This is a genomic window from Acinetobacter sp. GG23 (assembly GCF_057766365.1).
In genome coordinates this window covers 67,000-88,517 of sequence record NZ_JBYMDJ010000005.1, presented here as the reverse complement: position 1 = coordinate 88,517, position 21,518 = coordinate 67,000, and the positions used below count along the sequence as shown (strand labels likewise).

At 41.7% G+C, this 21,518-nt stretch carries 18 protein-coding genes; 2 read left to right on the top strand and 16 right to left on the bottom strand.

Annotation, left to right across the window (positions count from 1 at the left end; genetic code table 11):
• Positions 1-4: 4 nt before the first annotated feature.
• The 4 genes from AC3CAU_RS09950 to AC3CAU_RS09935 all read right to left on the bottom strand — a co-directional run bounded on the left by AC3CAU_RS09950 (position 5) and on the right by AC3CAU_RS09935 (position 4,848).
• Positions 5-778: an ABC transporter ATP-binding protein gene (locus AC3CAU_RS09950; protein WP_131217958.1), complete on the bottom strand. Its 774-nt coding sequence runs from the start codon at positions 776-778 to the stop codon at positions 5-7.
• Positions 775-2,577, bottom strand: a complete 1,803-nt coding sequence (locus AC3CAU_RS09945; RefSeq protein WP_447054456.1) for a branched-chain amino acid ABC transporter ATP-binding protein/permease — start codon at positions 2,575-2,577, stop codon at positions 775-777. The genes AC3CAU_RS09950 and AC3CAU_RS09945 overlap by 4 nt, the downstream gene beginning before the upstream one ends.
• The gene (locus AC3CAU_RS09940; protein WP_131217956.1) at positions 2,574-3,611 is read right to left on the bottom strand and encodes a branched-chain amino acid ABC transporter permease; all 1,038 of its coding nucleotides are present in this window, start codon (positions 3,609-3,611) and stop codon (positions 2,574-2,576) included. Before AC3CAU_RS09940 ends, AC3CAU_RS09945 begins: the two co-directional genes overlap by 4 nt.
• A gap of 94 nt (positions 3,612-3,705) precedes the next feature.
• On the bottom strand, positions 3,706-4,848 hold the full coding sequence (locus tag AC3CAU_RS09935) for an ABC transporter substrate-binding protein (RefSeq protein WP_447054454.1): 1,143 nt from the start codon (positions 4,846-4,848) through the stop codon (positions 3,706-3,708).
• Between the two features lie 484 nt (positions 4,849-5,332).
• On the opposite strand from AC3CAU_RS09935, the gene AC3CAU_RS09930 reads away from it, so the two are divergent.
• Positions 5,333-7,798, top strand: coding sequence for a penicillin acylase family protein (locus tag AC3CAU_RS09930; RefSeq protein WP_447054453.1), 2,466 nt, complete (start codon positions 5,333-5,335; stop codon positions 7,796-7,798).
• A gap of 478 nt (positions 7,799-8,276) precedes the next feature.
• Here AC3CAU_RS09930 and AC3CAU_RS09925 read toward each other — a convergent pair whose 3' ends face one another.
• From AC3CAU_RS09925 to AC3CAU_RS09890, 8 genes are all read right to left on the bottom strand, one after another.
• On the bottom strand, positions 8,277-9,233 hold the full coding sequence (locus AC3CAU_RS09925) for a p-hydroxyphenylacetate 3-hydroxylase reductase component (RefSeq protein ID WP_131217953.1): 957 nt from the start codon (positions 9,231-9,233) through the stop codon (positions 8,277-8,279).
• Positions 9,234-9,306: 73 nt separating this feature from the next.
• Positions 9,307-10,260 (bottom strand): PDR/VanB family oxidoreductase, encoded by a 954-nt coding sequence (locus AC3CAU_RS09920; protein WP_447054452.1) that lies wholly within the window; start codon positions 10,258-10,260, stop codon positions 9,307-9,309.
• A gap of 34 nt (positions 10,261-10,294) precedes the next feature.
• Positions 10,295-11,032, bottom strand: coding sequence for an SDR family NAD(P)-dependent oxidoreductase (locus AC3CAU_RS09915; RefSeq protein ID WP_131217951.1), 738 nt, complete (start codon positions 11,030-11,032; stop codon positions 10,295-10,297).
• 9 nt (positions 11,033-11,041) lie between these two features.
• Entirely contained in the window at positions 11,042-11,527 is a 486-nt protein-coding gene (locus tag AC3CAU_RS09910) for an aromatic-ring-hydroxylating dioxygenase subunit beta (RefSeq protein WP_131217950.1), read from the bottom strand.
• Between the two features lie 10 nt (positions 11,528-11,537).
• Positions 11,538-12,815: an aromatic ring-hydroxylating oxygenase subunit alpha gene (locus AC3CAU_RS09905; RefSeq protein ID WP_131217949.1), complete on the bottom strand. Its 1,278-nt coding sequence runs from the start codon at positions 12,813-12,815 to the stop codon at positions 11,538-11,540.
• Positions 12,816-12,845: 30 nt separating this feature from the next.
• Positions 12,846-13,373 (bottom strand): nuclear transport factor 2 family protein, encoded by a 528-nt coding sequence (locus tag AC3CAU_RS09900; RefSeq protein WP_131217948.1) that lies wholly within the window; start codon positions 13,371-13,373, stop codon positions 12,846-12,848.
• Positions 13,374-13,403: 30 nt separating this feature from the next.
• Positions 13,404-14,570 carry an acyl-CoA dehydrogenase family protein gene (locus AC3CAU_RS09895; RefSeq protein WP_131217947.1) on the bottom strand — a complete coding sequence of 389 codons (1,167 nt, stop codon included), beginning with the start codon at positions 14,568-14,570 and terminating at the stop codon, positions 13,404-13,406.
• Positions 14,571-14,588: 18 nt separating this feature from the next.
• Positions 14,589-15,701: an amidase gene (locus AC3CAU_RS09890; protein WP_447054450.1), complete on the bottom strand. Its 1,113-nt coding sequence runs from the start codon at positions 15,699-15,701 to the stop codon at positions 14,589-14,591.
• 145 nt (positions 15,702-15,846) lie between these two features.
• Between AC3CAU_RS09890 and AC3CAU_RS09885 the strand changes: the two genes are divergently transcribed.
• The gene (locus AC3CAU_RS09885) at positions 15,847-16,314 is read left to right on the top strand and encodes a MarR family winged helix-turn-helix transcriptional regulator (RefSeq protein WP_067665639.1); all 468 of its coding nucleotides are present in this window, start codon (positions 15,847-15,849) and stop codon (positions 16,312-16,314) included.
• Positions 16,315-16,379: 65 nt separating this feature from the next.
• On the opposite strand, the gene AC3CAU_RS09880 is transcribed toward AC3CAU_RS09885, so the two are convergent.
• From AC3CAU_RS09880 to AC3CAU_RS09865, 4 genes are all read right to left on the bottom strand, one after another.
• Positions 16,380-17,375 (bottom strand): 3-hydroxybutyryl-CoA dehydrogenase, encoded by a 996-nt coding sequence (locus tag AC3CAU_RS09880; protein WP_131217945.1) that lies wholly within the window; start codon positions 17,373-17,375, stop codon positions 16,380-16,382.
• Between the two features lies 1 nt (position 17,376).
• On the bottom strand, positions 17,377-18,483 hold the full coding sequence (locus AC3CAU_RS09875; RefSeq protein WP_447054449.1) for an NAD/NADP octopine/nopaline dehydrogenase family protein: 1,107 nt from the start codon (positions 18,481-18,483) through the stop codon (positions 17,377-17,379).
• 101 nt (positions 18,484-18,584) lie between these two features.
• Entirely contained in the window at positions 18,585-19,574 is a 990-nt protein-coding gene (locus AC3CAU_RS09870; RefSeq protein WP_447054448.1) for an AraC family transcriptional regulator, read from the bottom strand.
• Positions 19,575-19,675: 101 nt separating this feature from the next.
• Entirely contained in the window at positions 19,676-21,028 is a 1,353-nt protein-coding gene (locus AC3CAU_RS09865) for a spinster family MFS transporter (RefSeq protein ID WP_447054447.1), read from the bottom strand.
• Between the last annotated feature and the right edge of the window lie 490 nt (positions 21,029-21,518).

The window sequence follows — 21,518 nt, the reverse complement described above, 5'->3', positions numbered from 1 at the left end:
AAAGTTAAATAGAAAGAATGTCCTGATGTTTACTGTTAATCCCTAAATAGCTTTCAATAATCCGAGGATCCTCAACTAAATCTTGACCAGTGCCTTGCATCGAGAGTTCGCCCATTTCTAAAACATAGGCATAGTCTGCCAACTTCAAAGCTGCACGCGCATTTTGTTCTACCAATAGAATAGACACGCCCTGACCACGTAACTGATCAATAATTTTAAAAATCTCACGAGTAATTAAAGGTGCTAAACCGAGACTCGGCTCATCCAGCATCAACAGTTTAGGCTTGGCCATAAGTGCACGGCCAACAGCAAGCATTTGACGTTCACCACCCGATAAGGTACCGGCTTCCTGAATCCGGCGTTCTTTTAAACGCGGAAAAATATTATAAACCTCATCTAATGTTTCATTTAAACTGCGGTCGCCATGCCGATAACGCTGAAATCCACCCAGCATGAGATTATCTTCAATACTCATGCTGCTGAATAATTCCCTTTTTTCAGGCACTAAACCTAGTCCGCGTACGACCATTCGCTCTATGGGCGGGCATTGCTCTACACTGCCATCAAATTCAACATCACCTTTTGAAGCAAGAACTCCCATGATTGCAGAAAGCAAGGTGGTCTTGCCTGCACCATTGGGGCCCACGACGGACACGATCTGTCCTTCATTTACCCGCATATTGAAGTTCATCAGTGCATCAACTTTGCCATAAGCCACGCTTAAATTACTGACCTCTAATAAGCATTTGCCCTGCGTATTTTCTGTGATCGTACTCATGCTGCGCCTCCTAAATAGGCTTCTAGAACAGCTTCGTTTTTTTGGATATCTTCTGGCAAGCCTTCTGCTATTTTTTCACCAAACTCCATCACTACAACGTGATCGACCAAATTCATCACAAAGTCCATATCATGCTCTACTAATAAAGTCGCCATACCCTCTGCCTTCAGCTTCATTAAAAGCTCAGCCAAAGCCTGTTTTTCTTTTAAACGTAAGCCTGCAGCAGGTTCATCCAATAGCAATAAGCTTGGATGGGCACATAAAGCACGCGCAATTTCCAATATTCGCTGCTGTCCCAATGCCAGATTTCCAGCTTCGGTATAAAGATAATCCCCTAGGCCGACCCGCTCTAACTGAAATTTAGCTTCATTCAATAAATTGTTTTCTTCTTCACGATCCAACCTGAACAGCGAGGCCCAAACGCCTTTTTTACCGCGTAAATGCGCGCCAATCACCACATTTTCCAACACCGTCATTTCTGGCAAAATTTTGACGTGCTGAAACGTTCGGCTCAGTCCCTTTTTCGCAATTTCACGCGATAACATGCCATTGATTTTTTCACCTAAAAATATGACTTCACCGCTGGTTGGAACATCGACACCGGACAGCTGATTAAACATGGTGCTTTTTCCTGCACCATTTGGGCCAATCAGTGCCAGAATTTCACCTGCATGAATTTTTAAATTCATGTTGTTATTGGCAACCAAACCGCCAAATTTTTTCGTCACATTTTTTGCTTCTAAAATCAGAGTCCCTTTTGGGGGCAAATCCACGGCAGGAAGTACCTGTGTGGGTGCGGTTAGCTCCGTATGCAAATCATTAGCTCTAAAACGCGGCGGTATCAGCTTGACCAGCATTGGCCATAAGCCAGATGGGGCTTTTTGCATCAACAATACAATCATTAAACCAAAAACAATAGTTTCATACTGTCCATTATTGCCGAAAATAACCGGCATTAAGTCTTGCAGCCATTGGCGCAGCATGGTGAATATGCCTGCTCCAAATATGGCGCCCCAAATACTGCCTACACCGCCAAGCAAGGCCATAAACAGATAATCAATCCCCATTTGTAAACCAAAAGGTGTCGGGTTAATAAACGATTGATTATGGGCATATAACCAGCCTGAAATAGAGGCAAAAACCGAGGAAATAACAAACACCACCATTTTGGATCTAAAAGTATTTACTCCCATAGACTCCGCCATCACTTGCCCGCCTTTGAGCGCCCGTATCGCACGGCCTTCTCTGGAGTTCAAAATATTTTTGGTCAAAATAATGGCCACAAATAAAATCAGCCAAATGAGATAAAACATTTTATTGCTGGTGTCTAAGGCATAGCTCGCAATGGAAATGCTCGGAATATTAGAAATACCTGAATGACCGCCTAAACTTTCAATGGTTGAGAAAAAATAATAAAGGGATATACCCCAGGCGATGGTGCCTAAAGGCAAATAATGTCCAGACAGTTTTAAGGTTAAGCCACCCACAAGAAATGCAGAAATAACAGTTAAAACTATGCCCAAAAGCAGTCCTGCCCATGGGCTGCCACCGGTCCACATCAAGAACTGCGGCAGCTGTTCTGTCACTGTTAAATAAGCGGTTGAGTAAGCCCCAATGCCTACCAATGCGGCTTGACCAAAACTGGTCATGCCGCCAACACCTGTCAATAACACTAAACCTAAAACGACTAAAGCATTCAGCCCAATATAATTAAGAAGCGTAACTTGGTAAGCAGGTAAAATTAACGGGCTAAGGGCCATAAGCGCAGCAAAGCCCACAAATAAATATTTAGACTTCATTCATGGTCCTCCTCAATGTGACGAGACGTTAAAGATTTCCAAAGCAAAAATGGAATAATCAGGGTAAAGACAATAATTTCTTTATAATCGCTGGCCCAAAACATAGAAAATGCTTCAATAATGCCAACTGCCACAGAACCTGCGGCCGCCACCGGAAAACTTGCTAAACCACCAATAATTGCGCCAACAAAGCCTTTAAGGCTGATAATAAAACCAGAGTCATAATACAGTGTGGTAATGGGTGCAATTAAAATGCCCGCAAATGCTCCCATAAACGCTGCCATTGCAAAGGTGATTTTGCCTGCAAAAATGGGGGAGATTCCCATCAGCTGTGCGCCGACTCTATTCACCGCAGTGGCTCTTAATGCTTTGCCATAGAGTGTCTTTCCAAAGAAATACCACAGCACAAGAATCATGCTGAAAAACGCAGCAATAATATAAAGAGTTTGGCTATTAACAGCTAAATTACCCCATTGATATACCGCATCACTGAAGGGTTGAGTTTGCGCGCCATCTGGGCCAAAAACTAATAATCCAATACCCACCAAAGCCACATGCACTGCAATAGAAACAATCAGTAGCACTAATGATTTAGCAGCCACCAAAGGCTGAAAGAATAAACGGTAGATTTGTGGACCAAGCGGTGTAATAACAGCCAAAGCAAGTAAAACTTGAATAAGCATCGGCAAGCTTGCTAATGGTAGAAAATACATGGCACCTACTACTAAACCAATGTAAATCGCCCACAGAATATGGCTTCTTAAATGCAATGGGGTTTTATTTCTGAAGCCCGCATAAAGATCAAGCATGAGTTGAAAAGCAAAGAATACTACCAACAACCATACAATACGGCTTGGTGTTCCAGCTTGAATAGAGGCAAGTGTCAATGCGCCAAAAACACTAAATTCACCTAAAGGAATGAGTAAAATTCGGGTGACAGTAAAAACCAATAAAATACATAAGGCGAGCAATGCATAGATTGCTCCACTGGTAATTCCATCCTGCCCAAGAATTAATGCGATGTCTAAATCCATGACCGCCAGATCCTCGCTATTTTTCAGGGACGAAAGCTCCTGAAGTGCCCCTGCACCCTGAATTGAACAGCAGATTAATTAATTAAAAATTTTATTACTTCAGCAATTTCCATTGCCCATTTTTCACAGTCACCATGACCCGCCCGCGCTTGTCAAAACCGCTATGATCCATCGGGGTCATGTTATAAACACCTTGTGTGCCAGCTAGCTCTTTGGTTTGTTCCAAGGCTGTCCGTAATGCTTGGCGGAATTGAATGCTTCCTGGTTTTGCCTGCTTTAACGCCACTGGAATCGCCTTTTCTAAAAGCAGTCCAGCATCATAGACATTCGCACCGAATGTCGCCGGGTATTCACCATACATCTTTTTGTAATTGTTCATGTATTTCAAAGCAATTGCTTTGGAAGGATGCTTGTTGTCAATTTCGTTAATGACCAGCATCAGACTGGCCGCTAAAATCGTATTATCTACTTTTTTGCCACCTAACTTTAAAAACTGATCTAAAGCAGCCCCATGGGTTTGATAAATTTGTCCACGATAACCCCGATCATATAAAGCGACTTGCGGTGTTACTGCGGCACTACCTGGAGCTGCAATTAAGATGGCTTGTGGCTTGCCCGCAATCAGTTTCAGTGCCTGTCCAGTCAATGAGGTGTCCTGACGCTGAAAAGACTCTTTTTGTGTAATTTTAATGCCCTTGCTGGCTGCTAATTGAGCAACAACTTTACTCCAGTTTTCGCCATAAGGGTCTGCTGTACCAATAAAACCCAACGTTTTAATCTTGCGCTTAACCATGTCCTCAACTAAGGCTTGTGCGATTAAATCATCATTTTGCGTGGTTTTGAATACCCATTTTTTTTGCGGATTCATTGGTAAAACAACAGTTGATGTTCCAACAGGCGCGAGCAAAGTAACCTGAGCCTTGGCAATAATACCAATAACTGCACTGGCATTTGGCGATCCAGAAGGCCCAATAATGGCATCTACGTTGCTTTCACTAATCAGCTTGTTAATTGCTTTTACGCTTGCCGTTGGATCACTGGCATCATCCAAAGAAATATAAGTCACTTTTTCACCACCAATGGTTTTAGGTAGTAATGCAACTGTATTCTTCTGCGGAATTCCCACCATCGCGACGGGGCCTGTAGATGAGCTAACCACACCAATGCGTACATCGGCGTGAGTGGTGATTGAACCTGCTGCTAGAGCAGAAACAAGCAGTATTTTATTGATTTCCATATGACAAACTCCATTTATCATTCATTGATGAGTCTCACGACTTTATTTTTTATACCATAAATACATGTAATTTTCTTGTTAATTTTAAAAAATATCATTTATTTTGAAACTTAATCTTGCGAGCATATTTTTTTAAAAATAGTGAAGCTAAAACAGGTAGTTTTAGCAAGAACTTTTGAGCCAATCAGATTTTATCTCTTTTAATTTTATAATTATATTTAAATACAAAGGTTTAATTTGTTTTAAAATACCTTTTTTGCCTAAATTTATTATAACATCTGTATTTTTTAGCTCTTTTTATTGAATAAAGTATAACTATATACCTTCCTAGAAATGGAAAATTACATGGATAAATAGTAATAATTTAAAATAATGAACAAGGCATGTTCATAAGTGAAGTTAGCTGCATTGAATACGTGGTTGCAGTTAATGAATTCACTTCTAAATCATAATGAAAGCAAGGATATCTAAATTGAAAAGCCATATGCTCAATAATCAGCCTCATTATAAAAATGTATTGATTCGATACAGCGTTTTGAGTTTAAGCTGCATGTTTCTCGCAGGTTGCAATTCATCCTCAACTTTAGAACCCACCTCCATTCAAAAACAAGTCACCATTAAACGCGATAATTTTGGGACACCACATGTTTATGCAGACAATACATTTGGACTTTTCTACGGCTATGGTTATGCTGTCGCAACAGATCGTTTATTCCAAATGGAAATGTCAAAGCGAACGGGTCAAGGTACTGTAGCGGAAGTTCTAGGGTCAGACTATCTGCAATATGATATTGCAACCCATAACCGCTTCAATCCTGAAAATATTAAACAGCAACTTGCGCAATTGTCTCCCGAAGACCGGGCAATTTTTGAGGGTTATGCCGCTGGTTTCAATAAAAGAATCAAAGAAATTCTAGAAAACCCTGAACTGATGCCAAAAGAATTCATCGATTATGATTTCAAGCCGTCCACTTGGCAGTCTGAAGATATTGCAATGATTTGGGTTGGCTTGATTTTGAACCGTTTTTTTGCTGCGAGTTCAGAAATTTCCAATTTAGACCTGCTGACCCAATTACAAAAAGAAAAGGGGCTAGACGAAGGTTTAAAAGTTTATCAACAATTGCGTTGGCTAGACGATCCTAGCGCTCCAACCATTATCCAGTCAGAACAAAAGTCTCAGTTTTCAGCACGCCAAAAGCAAGCCTTCACGAAAGCTCGACCTATTTCAAAACAAGCAGCAGAAAACTATTTAACCCAAGCCCGTATTGCCTTAGGCAAAGGCGTCATTGATGGTGTACCGACTGCAAGCAACGCTTGGGTTTTAAAGGGGGATAAAACCGTTGAAGGACAAGCTGTTTTATATAATGGTCCTCAGCAAGGATGGTATACCCCTGCCATTACCTACAGTATTGGCTTACATGGCGCTGGCTATAATTTAACAGGTATTACTCCTGTCGGCCTGCCTGCTATTTTATTTGGTACTAATGGCAAGATTGCATGGGGTTCAACTGTAGGTTCACTAGATACCAATGATTTTTATCAGCTAAAAATAAACCCCAGTAATCCTAAAGAATATTTCTACCAAGGTGCATATATTCCTTTCGAACATCGGCAAGTCAAAATTAAGGTGCGTAAACAAGCAGAATACATTTTAGATGTTTATAAAAGTAAACAAGGCTTTGTCACTGCATGGGATGAGAAAAACCAAATGGCTTATGCGCAAAGACGCAGCTGGGAAGGTGGTGAAGTCGAAACCTTGTTAGGCTGGGCGAATGCTGCAAAAGCGTCCAATTGGGATGAGTTTCTGCAACAAGCCAAACGTGTAGCAGCATCCATCACTTGGTTCTATGCAGATACCGACAATAATATTGGTGTTGCAGCATTAGGCCGTTTACCTATCCGCCCAGAAAACCAGCATCCGCAGCTTCCTGCCCAAGGTGATGGTTCGATGGAATGGGAAGGCTTTTATGACTTCTCTCATAATCCAAAAGAATACAATCCAGAAAAAGGTTATATCGCAAGCTGGAACAATAAAGCATATGCAGGTTTGCGTTCAGACTCATCTAATTTTTCTCATGTTGACCGCGTCAATGAATTAATTGAACCGCTTGAAAGCAAACAGAAGCTGAGCCAGCAAGAAATTTGGGACATTAACAAAACTGGTGCATGGGCTGATCTCAACGCACGCTATTTCATTCCCTCTATGATTAAAGCAGCCCAAAGTCCGAAAGCTTCTGAAGCTGCAAAAAAAATAGCACCTTTACTGGCCTCATGGGATTATAAGCTTCGACCAGATCATCAAGCCAAATACTATGAAGGTGCAGCGCCTGCCATCATGCGTGCATGGCTCAATCAAATGATTGAACTGGTCTTAAAACCCAACCTATCAGACAGTATTTACACCCGTTATACCGATACGCTTTACCCGGTCAATTTGGATCCGCGTAGCACTCAGCCAGCAAGTGCATCAAAGTTAATCTGGAATGCACTTCAAGGAAAACAATCAGCTGTTGCCCAACAGGTCGACTTCTTAAAGGGACAATCTCCTGATGATGTGGTTTTAACTGCCCTTGAAAATGCTTTAGCAACACTTTCTAAGCAATACAACTCTACGGAGCCGAATGACTGGAAGCTTCCTGTTGCAACAATGGGATTTTCGGGCAAAAATTCCGTGGGTATCCCTTGGGCGGATCTGGCGCATCAGCAAAAGTTGAGTACTTATGGCAATACAGGAAGTGCCTCTTTTAGAGTTGTTTTAAACCCGAGTCAAGTCACCATGTGTTCAATTTTGGCGCCAGGCCAAAGTGGCTTTATTGATAAAAATGGCAAACCCGATGCCCATTTTTCCGATCAACTCCCCTTGTTTGAAAACTATGAATGTAAAGAGGATGCAGTTGATCAAAAGAAAATTGACCAAACCAGTAAACAGAGTATTACTTTGAATTATTAATCTTTAGAGCATTGTAATCTTTCTTTTTTAATAGAAACCTGTCATGAATTATCCAGGACAGGTCGATTTCCCACATTGCTAACCTCATCAACATCTTTTTTTCTAAATCATCTATTAATTTTTTTCAATCATCAGCAAGGTCCATAAAATGTGACATCTTTAGAAAGTCTCAATTCCAAATTCAGGACCAGTCTTGAGTTTCTTGAGGAATTCACAATAGAGCGGGTTTTACTAAATGAGGCAGTTTAATTGAAGAAAATAAACCTTAGACATATATTTAAAAATTCTATCGAAACGTATTCAAGCACAAAAATCCACTGGAATGAGACTTTAAAGATAAATCATTTTTCTTATTTTTTTGTTTATTTATTAAGAAAATGTTACTGGTCAGTGACTAGTGCCGGTCACATATCACGATGAAAAACAAAAATATGAGGCAACTATTGCTTATTCTGCATTAGTTGCCTCTCCATTTCATTTAGTTAATACCCGCAATATCCCGTAAAATTTTAATGAAACTGTCTTTTTCACTGTCTGAATATTTTTCTAATACTTCATTCTGGTGGCTGTCTGCAATATCAAACAAATAATGCGCGGTTTTCTTGCCTTTATCTGTCAATTTATAAAAGCCGTCACTCTCCACAAGTAGACCGTCTTTTGCCAGAATTGCAGCAGACTGCTCCACTTCGCGCATTGGCATAGCAATATCACGCGGTAAATCCGCTTTGCTTGAGGCTGTCCCGCTGCCTAAAACCAGTAAAAGTCGCGCTTCACTGGTACGAAAACCCGTCACCAGTTGCTTAGGAATATAATCATTTTGATAGAATTTAAAGGCGCGACTCATTAAATAGCACACATTGCCATGCAAATGCCCTTGATGCATCTGACCTACCTCCTCAAGGTCGGCAGACTCCTTGACCTGTAACAAAGGATGCGGTGTCACACCTGAATAAGCACCTTGATGATAAACCAATGGACTACGGCCTTCATCATGAAAATTTACCACTTTGCCGATAATAATCCAGTGATCTCCACCTTCAATGATCTGATGGCGCTCACATTCAAAAACAGCCGAGCAGTGGTCTAAAACTGGTGCTAGTCCTATGCCTTCATGAAAGCTAGTACCTTCATATTTATCAATATTACGACGTGAAAATTTATTGGAAAGTTCAATCTGCGAACCCGATAAAATATTGACTGCAAAATGCGTTGCTTGCTCGAACACCTGAAAGCTTGAAGAATTTTTATCGATACTCCACAGAATTAAAGCTGGATCTAAAGAAACTGAGTTAAAGCTATTTGCTGTCACCCCTACCTTTTCTCCAGATTCATTCTGTGCAGTCATAATGGTTACGCCTGTAGCAAAATTGCCTAATGCGCGTCTAAATTTGATTGGATCAATTTTTATGGTATCCATCGTATGTAATGCGTTCATGCTTCTCTCCTGAATTTTAAAGTCCTATCCTGTGCGGACCCAATAATGTGCAATTTCAATGTCTGGTGTTTATTTAAATATCTAACACTAAGCGTGCCGATTTAGCGCGAGAACAGCACACCAATATTTGTTCATTGCTGGCTTTCTCTTCATCGGTAAAATACACATCGCGGTGATCTGGCTCACCTTCAAGCACATCGCACATACATGTCCCACAAACCCCTTGCTCACACGACATTTCTATCTCAATGCCTTCGCGTGCCAAAGCCTGTAAAATGGTTTCCTCGGCATCTACCATAATGATTTTGCCGCTGCGTTCAGCCACCACTTCAAAAGCATCGCCACCCGTTTCCACATCTATCTGAAAATATTCTTTGTGAATTTGAGGTTCAGGAAATTCCTGGGTAAGTGCTAGATTAATGACCCAGTCCATAAATCCATTTGGACCACAGGTATAAATATGGCTTTCGGCATCAATATTCTGTATCGCAGATTGAAAAAATTCACGGTGGCTCGCGCCTTCCGATTTAAAATGAAAGGTGGTGAATTGAGCCAGTTCACCATTTTTAATTTCATCTACAAAGGCGCAACGTTCTGGACTTGCCCCACAGTAATGCAACTCGAAAGACTCACCTTGATGAGCCAACTGATAAGCCATGGTAATAAGGGGCGTAATACCAATACCGCCACCGATCAATACCGAATGCTTGGCTTTCACCAAAGAAAAAAGATTTTTTGGCTCGCTGACTTGAATCTGCATACCATCTTTTAATTCATTAAAGGCGGATATAGAGCCACCTCTGGATTCAGGATCACGTAAAATCCCTAAACGGAAAATCCCCGTTTGATTTGGATTTTGGCAAAGTGAATACTGACGCACCATGCCGTTTGGCAAATGTACATCTATATGTGCACCTGCTTCAATTTTAGGCAAGGCTGTAGATGTTGCAGATTCAAATTCCATGACTGCAATATTTTCGCCTTCTACATGGCGGTTTTTGACAACAACATTATAAAGTGCAGTCATAATTCATCTCCCTGTTATGCATAAAGCCCAAGACTTAACGCATAAATAATCCGCCGTTGATATCCCACGTTGCACCGGTCACAAAACTGGCATTTGGACTTGCCAGTAACGCACATGTTTCAGCAATAAACTCCATACTCCCCAAAGCTTTAACAGGAATATTCTGAATAAACTGTGCCATCTTTTCGTCAGATACCACGCTATGCACAATCGGTGATTCCATGGGTCCTGGTGCAACCGCATTGACCGTGACACCTTTCGCTGCAAATTCCTTGGCAAAAATTTTGGTCAGTGTCACAATTGCACCTTTGGTCGCTGCATAGTGCGCCCCTGTTGCTGTGCCGCCATTTTGCCCTGCCAAAGAGGCCATATTGACAATACGGCCAAAACCTTTGTCTGCCATATACTTGCCAATAATCTGACACGACTGAAATGTACCGCGCTGATTAACTTGAGTAATCCAATCAAAATCAGCGGCGGTAATCTCTAAAACAGGTGTTGCTTTGGTGACCGTCGCGTTATTTATCAGTACATCCAGTTTTGAAAACTTCTCTTCAATCCAGTGCACAGCGGCATGAAAATCTGCTTCAACAGAAATATCCAGCTTCAGAGGAAACATATTATTCGCATTTACGCTGCGCACTTTAGCAGCCTCAGCTTTTTCCAGTGTGCTTGCAGATAAAATAACTTGATGACCTTGGCTGGCAAAGTATTCAGCAACAACATTGCCTAAACCCGATGCGGCACCAGTCACTAAAACAACTTGTTTCATATTCCTCTCCTAAAGAATGTAACTGATACCTGCCAAGGTATCGGTAGAATTGACTAAATTAATAATTTTTCGATTAATTTTAAAACCTTGTTCAGTATCGCGGATCAAGTGAAATGTGACATCGGCGGTATAGTGCTTCAGATTTTGTTTACGGAATTCACGTAAATTTTGCGCGCAACGTAAAATAATTTCATCCCCGTCATCTTTGACAATACGGACACGAGATACGCTGCGCACTGTATTGGCTTTTGGAGAAGTTGAGATGGCCTCGCCATTGTCTAAACGGTTCACACGCAATTGACGCATATGATGATTGTCATAGGCATAGTTCAAATTATTTTCATAATCCGTTAAAGCAGGGTCAATCGGAATGATATATACGCCTGTTTCATTCCACAGCTTTAACCATTCTTCATGTTCATAATGATCCAGCATGTCCGCTTCAGCCCAAATAAAAGCAGTCACTTCATTCAATAAATTTAAATCGATTTTCATTGCTCTCTCCTTAAGCCGTCATCAACTTTTTCCACTGCTGATACGCAGCCCGCATGCCAGTTTCAGCACTTACATCACTTTTTAAGCCATCTTCAGTTTGTACTTCGCCCGGTAAACCGCGGTTCAGCATGATCCATAAATCATTGCCTGCATCTGCACCTTTTTGTACACGCTCCCATGCTTCTGCATCATCCGGTGTACCAAAACCAAATGGGCCTTGGAAATGCTCATGCAAACGCAAGCGGTACTGATTGGCAATTTGCGGGCCACCATCCATGGTAATAACCGAGTGATGAATTTCTGTTTTATCTACAGAGATCGGCTGCATGACACGGAAGAATGCCATTGAACAGGCAATATTGGGGAATAAGTTCAAGTTAAAGCCAGAACCGCCTACCGCGCGGACAATCCGGCGCACCTGTAATTCTTCATGGCCTTCATCACGTAATGCCTGAGCCAAATCTTCAAAACGTTCCTGAATTGGACGTTCCATCAATTCTTCTTCTAAATCGACCAGTTCAGGAATCATCACCATGACACTATGGCCATTGCCTAAATCTTCAACATAGCCCGGCTGGTTATCAAAATTAAATAGTTCTTCGGTTTTTTCATCGACTGAACTTAAGAATGATTTATGCACCAATGGGAAGTGATAGGCATCGGTGGTATTTTCCAGTTGAATTTTCCAGTTGCCCGGAAATGTAAAACGATGCTCGCCCAGAACTTTCACTGGATAGCCCGCACCTTGTTTCATGAACAGGTCAATCCATTTTTTTGCCGCACCGAGGAAATCTTCTAGCGGTTCAACATCATGATTAAAAGAGGCGAAAATCATACCGTTGTATTCTTCAACGCGCAGGCTGACCAAAGGGAGTTCAGATTTATCCAAGCATTCCCCATAGCTTTCAGGAGATGGTACACCGCGTAAACTGCCATCCAAAGCATAGCTCCAGCCGTGGTAAGGACATACAAAGCTGTTGGTCTTGCCCTTTTTATGTTCACATACAGTTGCAGCGCGGTGACGACAACGGTTAAGCAGCACATGGACTTTCTTTTTACGGTCACGTACTACAACCACAGGCTGCCTGCCAATGTTCATGGTTTTATAACTACCACTCTCAGGAATTTCGCTCGCATGCGCGACCCAGACCCAAGAGTTGTAATAAATTTTTTCCATCTCATCGTCAAAGATTTTTTCATCTTTATACAGAGAAGTATGTGCACGGTCTGATTGCACTAGCTCATTGTAGTCAATATCAATATTTTGAAGTGGAATGATACTGTTCATGTCAACTATCCTTTTAAATTTATCCTTGGGTTATGTCTGAGACGGGACTGGCAATTCTGCTGTACTGTTCCAATGAGAGACTGGACGGCTAAAAATGTTTTCTGTTTGAAAATGCTTGATTTTCCAGTGTCCGCTCTGTTGTTGCTTAAATGTCACCGTGAGTTTGGCTGTATTTAAATGGCTACGACCATCTCTAAATGTTGAGGTTTGCAACATTAACCACGTCGCTTTTGCATGTGTATCTTCAACATAAATCTGTTCTGAATTGACAAAATGTGCATTCATCACGAAATGCGATTCTTTTTGGGTATACCCCTTGAACATGTCGTGAATCGCCTGCCGTGAGCTGAATTGACCAAAAGACTGCGCATATTTTTCGCCTATGCCTTCCCAAATACTGTCTTCATCAAATAAATCCATTAATTCATTCAGGTCAGTATCAGCATCCAAAGCATCACAAATTTCCATGTAGCGGTTAATGCAGTTCCGAATAGCAACTTGCGCTTCCAATTGCGTTAAACGCTGTAAAATTGCAGTCAAATCCACTTTGTCATTCATTCTGAATACTCGCGTATGAAGTCAAGTTGCTTATAAATAACCCGGTGCCGGTTTTAAGCCAAAGCTGATTAAACCTGCGTTCTGCAACGTGGCATCCCCCATAAAGGCATGCTGTGTCACCACATTGGTATCGTTCACAAAGCGGCTGAACACATTGTTGGTATAAATAGCTGTCATCCCTGCCAGCATTTGCATTTTGCGGGCAACTCGGGCAGCAACTCGGGCAGCATGCGTACAAGACAGACGCATATCACTGATTTGTTCTGCTGTCGGTGTACGGCCTGCAGCAACTTCACTCCAAACGGCATCCATCGTTTCATAAAACCAGATACGCGCCGCTTTAAACTCTGCTTCAGCTTGCGCAAATTCATATTGAGTTACGGGACGGTTTGCAATTTCTGAACCACCAGTTATTGATGCTTTTCCTGGAGCAAGTTTTTTGAACTCATCTAAAGCGGCTGCTGCAACCCCTATTCCCACCACCGTCAATACTTGAGTTGCAAGTGATAAAGATGGATATTTAAAAAATGGCTCTGGAAGCTTAGACGGCTCTCCGCGTACAAATGTCCACTCTTTAGCAACCAAAACATTTTCAACAACTAAATCATGACTTCCCGTTCCTTTTAAGCCCACGGTATCCCAAGTCATTTCAATTTTTACTTGTTTTGCAGGCATTACTGCCATACGCGGCAAACCTTGCGCTTCATTACCCTTTTGCGGCGCAATACCGACACCCACAACATCTGCACCCATGCAGCCGCTGGAAAATTTCCAGCGACCTGTTACAACAACCCCGTCATCGGTAATTTCTGCGGGCTGTGGCGGAAAAATACCGCCTGCAAAAACAATGTCCGGTGAATTTTTATAGAGCTCTTTCAGGGTTTCTTCTGGCAAGCTACCTAAATAAGCTGGACTCATGCCAAAGCTGGCCACCCATCCCACAGAGCCATCCGCCATCGATAATTTTTCAATCAGCTCGCAAAATTCACGTGGCGAAACTTCCGATCCACCAAAACGCTTTGGAACAAATGCCCGATATACACCCAGTTTTTTTAATTTTTCAATGATGTCTTGACTGACATACGCCTGATTATCAAATTCACCAGTACATGCGCGTTCACGGATTTCCTGACATAGAGCCGTCAAATCCACTGCGGTATTATCCATGACAAAATCCTTTGCAGATAAATCATTCATTCGTTAACTCCTTGTAACTTATTGCGCCGCCTTCACGACATATTTTGCAATTGCACAGAGCTGTTCATCTGCATTTTTTTTGGCAACAATCTGCAATCCAACAGGTAAGCCATCTTTTGTCTCTAATGGCACTGATATTGCCGGATGCCCCGACAAATTAAATGGACGGACCAGCCCTGTTAAATTTAAAAATGCGGCTGTATTTTCTGCATCCGCAACTTGTGGCGGAATCTGCGGCAGGGTCGGCAACAGCAATGCATCATATTGATTCAGTAAAACATCTACTTCTCGGGTAAACCTTTCTTTTACACATTCTGCTTCTGCAACCTGTTGGCGTGTAGTTTCTGAGGCTTTCAGCAAACGCGTATTGACATCGGCACCCAAAAGTCCTGTTTCAGTTAAAGCGCCATACGCCTGCCAGTTTTCGAAATTAATAATTTGCATACCGGCATGAAATGCATCCTCAAAAGATGCGACCTCTACGTAGGTCAAAATCAACCCAGCTTTTGCAAGGTATTCAGCAATACATTCATGCACTTCATCACTCGCCTGTACATTTAGCACCGCAAGCTTAGGGGGTTGCTCTAGGGCTTTTGCAGGATGAAAACTCGGATCAATAATCTGCATAGCGGTTTCAATCATGCTGACGGAATTGGCGAACGGACCAACGCAATCCAATGAACTGTTTTCAGGATGTACCCCTTCGCGGCTCACACGGCCAAAAGTGGGCTTTAAACCAAAAATGCCGCAACAGGCTGCCGGCATTCGGATTGAGCCACCGGTATCTGTTCCTAAAGTAAAATCGGCCAGTTTGGCTGAAATAGCCGCAGCCGAGCCGCTCGATGATCCGCCAGGAATCAGCGCAGGGTATTTGGGATTGAGTGCCGTACCGAATGCACGGTTAATGCCAGTAATGCCAAAAGCCAATTCATGCAAATTTGTTTTTGCGATAATTTGACAGTCAGCAGCCAAAATACGCTCAACCACCACGGCATTTTGCTCTGCTGCAGGACTCTCTTCGAGTGCCTTACTTCCCGCGACGGTTCGAAAACCTTGAATATCGATAGAGTCTTTCACCATGACGGTGAGTTTTCCTGTTCCTAGATGAACATCCTTGGCCACAATATTCATTCACTTTTCCATGTATTTTTATTACTAAGACTAATATCTGAAAAAGCCATGTAATTGTCAAGTGTTTTTACTAACAGAGAACGAAGAAAATATTTTTAATTTTTGTATAATGGGCTATCCATTTTCACAAAGTTATCACTTTGCCATGCTTACTCATTTAGAAAATTTTCTGCCTAACAATGAACCTAGCAGTCTACAAAGCTACCCTTTTTTCTGGGTCTCCCAAGTCAACGGGAAATATACGCAGCTGATTGAGAAGTCTATAAAAAAACTAGGAATAGATAACACCCGCCGCAAAATTATCTTAAGTACTAATGCATTGGGACAAGCCAGCATTACCGAAATTGCCAATTTATCTACACTCAAATTGACCACTGCAACCAAAGCCATTTATCGCTTGGTTGAAGATGATATTGTTCAGGTTTTTTCTTCTGAATTCGACGAACGTATTTCTATGGTCAAGCTGACAGACAAAGGGAAGAAACTAGTTGAGCAGATTAATCAAATCAGCCAAGTCACTCTTTCAGGGATTTTAAATGCTTTTAATGATGAGGAATTGATTCAGTTGAATGCCCAGATGAAAAAACTATTCGATCTTATGCCCTCTAGCTAAAAACTAAAAAGTGGTAATTAAACCCAAAGCCCATCCATTAGAATGGGCTTGTTACTGTATATATTTTACATTGTAGAAGAAATAATATTAAATTTAGGCTTTAAACCAGATGCTTCTATTCTGTTCAAAAAAGTTTGTAGCACTTGTTGTTTATAGGCCGAAATATCTACCCCTTCATATTGATAGAAACCTTGCTGCTCTCTTAAGCCATTTCGGCCATTGCGCATATTTTCTACAACAATCTCTGCTGTACTGTACCTTTCGCCCAACTCCCGCTCCAAATACTGCGACGCATAATACAGAATATCACCACCGCCCCAGTCAATAAACTCAAGCAGACCCAAGACCGAGAACCGCAGCCCAAAACCGGTGCGAATGGCAATATCAATATCCTCTGCAGATGCAACCCCTTCTTCTACCATTCGTGCAGCTTCATTCATTGCCAAAGCTTGAATTCTGGGTACGATATAGCCCGCTTTGGCATTGCATACCACCGCTACTTTGCCAATCGAGGTTAAAAAAGATTTAAGCGCCAGTACTGTTTGATCTGAGGTTTGCTCTGATCGGCTTAATTCAACCAATGGAATTAAATAAGCCGGATTGAGCCAATGTGCATTGATTACACGTTCAGGAGAGGACAGCATCTTGGCGATCTCTGTCACTAAAAAGGTTGAGGTCGTTGAAGCAACTATACAGTCTGGTGCAATATGTTGATCCAGCCAAGCAAAAATATCCTGCTTCACCGGTAGTTTCTCAGGCACACCTTCCAAAACCAAATCACATTGTTTTAAATATTGAATGGAAGCAGATCTTTCGATGACCTGTATATTGGCTTGAATCGCTGAAGTTTGCTCGGGTTGTATGAATTGAATTTGGCTTAACAGCATCAGTTCTTGCGCAATATCCTGCTCTATTTGCCGCTGATATTGTACAAAATCATCAATTGAACGCTCTTTAGCATCAATCAGTTTGACTTGCAGTCCAGCATAGGCAAAAGCAATCGCAATCGCTTTACCCATTCGTCCGGCCCCTACCACCGCAGTGTGCTGAATTTTGGGCATCTTAGACTCCCTGCTGCAAGATCATTTGTAATTCATGTTTTGACTTGTCCGCCAAACCTAAACTTTCAAATGTCCGACCTTCAGCATATAAATCTTTACCTGCAACAGCAGAGGCAATACTCAGCAAACCTTCAGCCACAGGGGTTTTGACACCAGCCCAACGGCCCGCAGAAACAATTAATGATAAACCTAAACGGGTATCTTCAAGCATATAGCGATGTGACTGCAAATCAATCTCTTCGCGCCAGTCACCGCTATCGGTGAGTTTGCCATGAGCACCTCGGCCATACATCCACTCATCGCCTTCATCTGCTTTATTATAATGATCAGCCAGCGGAAAATGTGGTGCAGCGTAACCCAAGGCTTCACGCAGTTGCATCCGTTCGGCGTCCAGTTGAGACGTGACACGGCGAATGGATGGCTGGGTGCCTTCATTGTGAATATCCCATGTATCGAAATGTTCTAGCGGGCCGGCATTCATCATAATTAACGGGGGATGAATAATGGGACCTGCATTCATCAGTGCCCCGCTTAAACTGTCCTCTATCGGCTCTACACTCGGATAGGCTTGCTGTAAAACCTGGAATGCATGTTCAGATAAATTGCTAGGGAAAACACCGGTAGGTAAGCGGGTCGCATACCCGCTCACTACAATACGGTTTAACCCATGTTTGCGCACTAAATAAGGCAATGTGCCGGTTTCAGCGAAGGCGACCTGTGCATGATTGCCTGCTTCTTTCATTGCTTGAGCAAAGACCAAGCTGCCGAAAGTGCCTGGCGGTAAATAGATCACTTGCCCATCTTTGAAATAAGGTGCTGTTTGCTGCGCTAAATTCAGGTGCGTGGTCGCCGGCAAGGGAATAATAACCAGCTCAGCACCTGCAATTGCCTGCTCTAAAGATTCCTGTAAATTGATCTGGCTGTTATTCCAGCCAACGGTCACAGAACGCTCACCTTGATAATCCAAAATGAAAAGTTCACCCATTTCTGCTAATTTTTTTAATGCATCGGCATCTCGGCGCCATAGCACTACATCATGGCCCTTTTCTGCCATTTCCACGGCTGCTGCATAACATCCATGCCCCCCGCCCAGTACTGTAATTTTCATTTTGAATCCTCCTGATTAACTGAGTTAACTTTAGAAGATTAAAATGAAGCTCACGTCTCCATATGCGAATAGGCTGTTCGATATACGAATACTTTTAGAATTTAAGCCACTTTCATTTTCAAGGTTTGGGAAGGCAGGCAACCATAACGTTTTTTATACCGACTGGAAAAATGCCCCAAACTTTGAATGCCGTTTTGAAAAAGAATATTCGTCACTGTATCGCTGGATTGGCTATTCAATAAGGCTTGATGCACCCCTTGCATACGCTGATCTTGAATATATTCAAGCGGTGTTTGTTGACAGTACTGATTAAAGCTTTTTTGCAAAGTTCGGCTGCTAACTCCGCAAAAAATACTCAGTTCAGCAAGTGAAATCTGCGATTGAAGACGTTGCTGTATATATTGCTGTGCTTTTCGCATATAGCTGGGCATGACTTCCTGTCTGCGTTCATTGAGTTGAAGACTGTAATTATTGGGAACTTTCAGTAAAATTAATTCAATCAAATACTGGGTAAAACTGGCTGAAATAAAGCCCCAGTTTTGAATATTATAATAGGCGTAACATAGGTAATTCAGTGTTTCAACAATTGAGTTCAACGCTTCTGTTGTGCATGATACCCCGCTATCAAATACTAAGGATTCTGCACTGGTATAGCCCAACATTTTACACAGCTGGGTGTCCACATCCTGCTGTGTCAGTTTGAGAATAATATTGCGACAGCGATGATTGGTCATGATGCGGTTTTGGGTATGCGGATGTGTCACCGTCATAATGCCATATGATTGCAGCACCTGATTTTGTGCATGTTCAACTTGACATTGTCCTTCAAGATTGATGCGAAACAAATAATGAGGAGATGTTTCATCTATTGTGATTGCCACAGCCGCGCTGTATTTCAAATCATATAAAGCCGAATTTCCAAAGCTAAATCCATTCAGGCGGGTATTCAAACTCGAAGCAGCATCTACATCAAATTGATGCGGGCACAAATAATGACTGATTTTATCCTTAATGATGTGATAGTCATTTGAATTAAATAGTAAAAACTCATCCAGATAATGCAAATGGCTCAAATTTAAACGCTGATTCATCTCTGCACTCCATTGATTCCATTCTTCATAATTAAAATGACGGCAAGAGCTCATTAGACCTAATCAGCTCTTGCCTGACTCTTAACTTCTGAGGGTTAGGCTTAAACAGGGTGTTCCTGCTGCATACTTGCACTAAAGGCTTTACAGCCTTTTTTCAATAAAATAAAGGCCAATATACATGCGCAAGCACCAACAATCGACAATGACATACCCACCATCAATGGGTTTCCAAAGATTTTATCTGTAATTAATGCCACCAAAGTCGTACCGATTCCGACAGCCACTAAATTACTGATCAGTAGAAATACCGCCGAAATCTGCGCACGCAGCTGGTTAGGTGCCAGCATTTGCATTGCTGTGGTGGAAACTGGCATTGGAAAAGATGCAAAGAACATCGCTGGAACCAATAACGTCACAGACAGCCAAAGTTCAGACACTTGGGTAAAGGCAATCATCGGGATAATCAAACCTACAATGCCGATAACACCGGTGATCATTGGCGAATCTTTTCGACCTTTTTGAATAAACCAGTCATTTAACCAACCTGCACAAAATACGCCCAAGGTATTTGCCACCAGCATGACCGTGCCTAGCATATAGCCAGCTTCTGTTGGAGTTAACCCATATTTGCGCATATAAAATGCGGGTGTCCAACTGATGAGACAGTACAGCGCCATGGCATAGAAGGTAAAACCAAAATAATGACAGCCAAAAGTAGTGCGATGTTTTTTAATAAATTTAAACGCTTTTTTCATGCTGGTTTTTTCAACTTGGCCTTGCGCATTTAAACGCTGACCTCTACGTTGCGGATCCCGTACCGTTAAAATGAACAGCAAGCCAATGAAAACCCCTGGCAAACCCACAAGAATAAATGCCATTTGCCAGGCTTTGATTGCCCCTAAAAGTGGTACTTCGATCAAGCTCATATTTTTCAATAAGCCAATCACATAACCGCCGACCAAAAAGGCAATCCCCCCGCCAACGAATGATCCGCTGGAATAAACAGCGACAGCACGTCCTAGTTTATCCTTGCTGAACATATCACTGAACATCGAATAGGCGGCTGGTGATAATGCTGCTTCTCCCACCCCTACACCCATCCGACTGAAGAAAAGTTGAATGAAGCTCTTACTTAACCCGCAAATTGCAGTAGCAATGCTCCAAAATACAATTCCAACAGCGATAATTTTAGGACGTGAAAAACGGTCTGCCAGATAAGCTAAAGGCAATCCCATAAATGCATAAAATAATGAAAATGCTAAACCATGCAATAAGCTGAATTGGGTATCTGATAAATTTAAATCGGCTTTAATCGGCTCAATCATCAAGGCCAAAATTTGACGGTCTATAAATGAAAAGATATAAGCCAGCATACAGAGCAGTACTACATACCATGCATATACATTTGATTTTTTACTGACCGCGGCAGCCTGATCATTGATAGAACTATTCATGTCACTTAATCCTTGTACGACGGCTTATATTCCTTATAAGCCCATGTTTCCTATACCCTTGACAGGGAAAATATTTTTTGATCCCTATTATCAGAAATCTTTTACTTCTATCCAAATTTTGCTTCTATTCAAGCTTGTTTTGTGGTTAGAATCCTGCAATTTTTTACATTTTCAATTCAATTGTATTTAATTTTACGTGTAATATTCCATATCTTTTTAAGTATAAACTCATACCTTTACAGGACTCCATATCGATTTTTGCGGAAAAATTTAATATAAATCAGTTAAAAACTATTGTTTAATCAAATTAGAAAAATTGAATAATTTATCACTTAAATTACCGCACTGTAGCCTTAATTCAGCTAAAGTAAACATTAGGCCTACTGCTTTATTGGGGTTTGACTCTATTTGATGCCTTATTTCAAGAGCTTCAAACTTAGACTTATGTAGTTTAAAAAAGATGAAACAACATAAGCCTACGCTTTTTAAG